Origin of the sequence: Desulfosporosinus sp. I2, from assembly GCF_000960765.1 — a bacterium.
Taxonomy (GTDB): domain Bacteria; phylum Bacillota; class Desulfitobacteriia; order Desulfitobacteriales; family Desulfitobacteriaceae; genus Desulfosporosinus.
In genome coordinates this window covers 1-2,959 of the sequence record NZ_JYNH01000243.1, presented here as the reverse complement: position 1 = coordinate 2,959, position 2,959 = coordinate 1, and the positions used below count along the sequence as shown (strand labels likewise).

Genomic DNA, 2,959 nt, shown 5'->3' with positions numbered 1-2,959 from the left:
TTTGTGTGCCTAGCGTAAATCATAGTCAAAACTTAACAGATGTGATTATCTGTTACTAGTATGGAACAGCAAGACTTGAAGCGTAATCGAAATCTATAGTCATAACGGCACGGTTGGAGATTATATACGGAAAACGTAGAAAGGTAGGGTTAGCCCCTACCTCTTTGCTTTATTATAGTATCAAAAAGTATAAATATCGACCCTACCGTTTTTAGTCCATTTTATATACTCAAAATGTGTTCATTGATAATATTGAGAAGTCTCGGTAGAAGAGTATACATTTAGAGAATAATGAGGTATAATTTGCTTAGTGAATGGAACTGAACGGAGGTAGGTCAATGGCAAAGGTATACGGTTACCATAGAACCTCAACGACGGAACAGCATCTTGATAGAGGAGTCAAAGCCATTAATGATTATTGCCAAGAACATAATATAGAGTTGGATGAAATGTTCTGTGATCAGCAGACAGGAAAGAACTTCAATCGACCTGACTATCAAGCCATGAAGAGAATGGCAAAGCATAAAGGTGATGTCATTATTGTCTCAGAGCTAGATAGGTTGGGTAGAAACAAATTAGACACATTGAAGGAGATACAACACTATAAAAACTTAGGGGTTAGAATGATGATCCTAGAGATACCAACTTCTTTGATAAATTATTCATCCCTAAGTAATGATAAAGACCAAGATATGGCTTCAATGATGATGGACACAATCAATAATATGCTAGTTGAGATGTATGCAACTTTCGCACATGCTGAAATGCAAAAGAGAGAAAAAAGACAAAGAGAAGGCATAGCTTCCATGAAAGAGCGTGGAGAATGGGAGCAGTATGGTAGGCCTAAAGCAATAGACTTCAAGTTGTTTGCAAAAGCATATAAGGATGTTGAAGAAGGAACAGTAAAACCTTTTGAGTGTATGAAGCAATTGGGTATGACTAAGCCAAGTTTCTACAGGTATAAGAAGCAATATGAAGCGTTAAAGTAAGGAAAATAAATAAAGAGAAGAGTGCAGGAAATTTACTTGCCTCTTCTTTTTTTGATTATCGTCATGATTATATAAATGATCTAACTCAAGTCTTTTATTATATACATGCAGGAAAAATAAAAGAATTGTGGAAAGTTAGGTGTAAGATGTTTGAAGAATTGTACCTTTCTTTACTATAAAAAATTACAAACTTAATAATGAATGGAAATTGTCTTAGCTATTGTCAGTTTGTCTATTTTTAGAAGTTGGAATGAATGGAGGCGTAAAATTATGCCATCAGAATTTATGAAGAATCTAATAGGAAAAGGGTTTTTCCCCCAAGAAATAACTCCATGGTTTCAAACTGACAAACTGGTTACTATTTTAGATACTATTCTAACAAATATTCGAAATTTCCCACAGAAGACGAGCAAGCCTTGCAGGTATTCCTTGCCAAAAGGCATACATTCAAGAAGGATATTATCGATACCTAATCCTTTACATCAGATAAAACTTTGTAAAGTTATTGATGATGATTGGAGTAATTTAAGAAGTTTTATCTCTACTTCAAGAATGTCTTTAACAATTCCAAGCATAAGAGCTAGGTCTTTAAGAGCGTTATCGAGAAACTTTAGCTTCTCAGAGATATCAGAGAAAATAATTAATAGCTCTACTAGCTCGAGGTATCTGTTAAGAACGGATATTTCTAGATATTATTCAACCATATATACCCATAGTATTCCGTGGGCTATTCACAGTAAATCTGTTGCAAAAGCAAACAAACGGGACACTTCATTTATCGGAAATAAGATTGATACTGCAATACAAAGTTGCCAAGATGGACAAACAAATGGAATTCCGATTGGACCAGATACCTCCCTTTTAATATCAGAGATATTATGTTCTTCAATGGATAAGGAGGTTGAGGGTAGGGTAAGGTTTAGATCCGCCTTTAGATATATTGATGATTATTTTTTGTTTTTCAATAGCCTAGCAGAAGCTGAAAAAGCCTTTAGTGAATTACAGAAAATAATTAGGGGATATGAGTTAGAACTAAACCCATATAAGACTAAAATCATTAAGCTACCTGAGCCGCTTGAACCTCAGTGGGTATCTGTCTTAAATTCATTACCAAGGAATTCAGAAGAAGTGTTAAGTTATATTAGTAAAGTATTTGAATACTCTAAGAAATATCCAGATGATGAAGTATTGAAATTTGGGTTGTCAAGAATTAAGTCGTTAACTTTTCTGAGAGCCAATTCAGAAATACTAGTTTCATTTATTTTAAATGTGATTATGTATGAACCATCTGCTATACCATTGGCTTCCGAAATGTTGCTAACTGTAAAAGATGTAATTGGAAATACACCGCAAATTAAAGAAGCTATACATGAAGCATTAATGTTTAATTCAGAGTATGGATATGAATTCGAGTTGACTTGGCTATTATGGTTATGTGGAGCTTTAAATATTGCTGTTGATGAAAATGTAGCAAAAAAATATCATTAATAGATAATTCCTTTGTAGCCTTAGCAGCATTAGAACTTAAAAATAAAGGGATAATTGACAAAGGGTTGGATGTAAGTATTTGGGCTGCCTTGATGAAGGTTGAAGAGTTATATGATGAAAATTGGCTTTTAGCATATGAAGCAAATGTTAAAGGATGGCTTCCTTCAGTATCTGGTTCCGATTATGTTGTGACTGATCCAATTTTTTAAAATTTTAAAAGATAATAATATTGAGTTTTTCAACTCAAATGCAATTAATGAATGGAAGCATAAATCTTTAGATGAAAAAATGGTTATACAGTGAGTTTTCCCCTGCGTTTTAATATGGGGGCAATAAGTGGCTCTGGCTCCTAAGGGTATTGAGAATGACAAACTCGCAAAGATTTAAAAAGATGAAAGCCGATAATATTAAAGCAGTTCGAGCAATGGAGCTACTAGGCATGAAGCGGAATACATTTTATAGAAGGGTAGCAGAATATGAAG

General features: G+C 33.9%; 2 protein-coding genes. Both read left to right on the top strand.

Annotated features, from left to right (window positions below; all coding sequences use genetic code 11):
* The first annotated feature begins 338 nt into the window (after positions 1-338).
* Positions 339-989: a recombinase family protein gene (locus tag UF75_RS25175; protein ID WP_045577261.1), complete on the top strand. Its 651-nt coding sequence runs from the start codon at positions 339-341 to the stop codon at positions 987-989.
* A gap of 270 nt (positions 990-1,259) precedes the next feature.
* Positions 1,260-2,477 carry an RNA-directed DNA polymerase gene (locus UF75_RS25170; protein WP_045577260.1) on the top strand — a complete coding sequence of 406 codons (1,218 nt, stop codon included), beginning with the start codon at positions 1,260-1,262 and terminating at the stop codon, positions 2,475-2,477.
* Positions 2,478-2,959 lie beyond the last annotated feature (482 nt).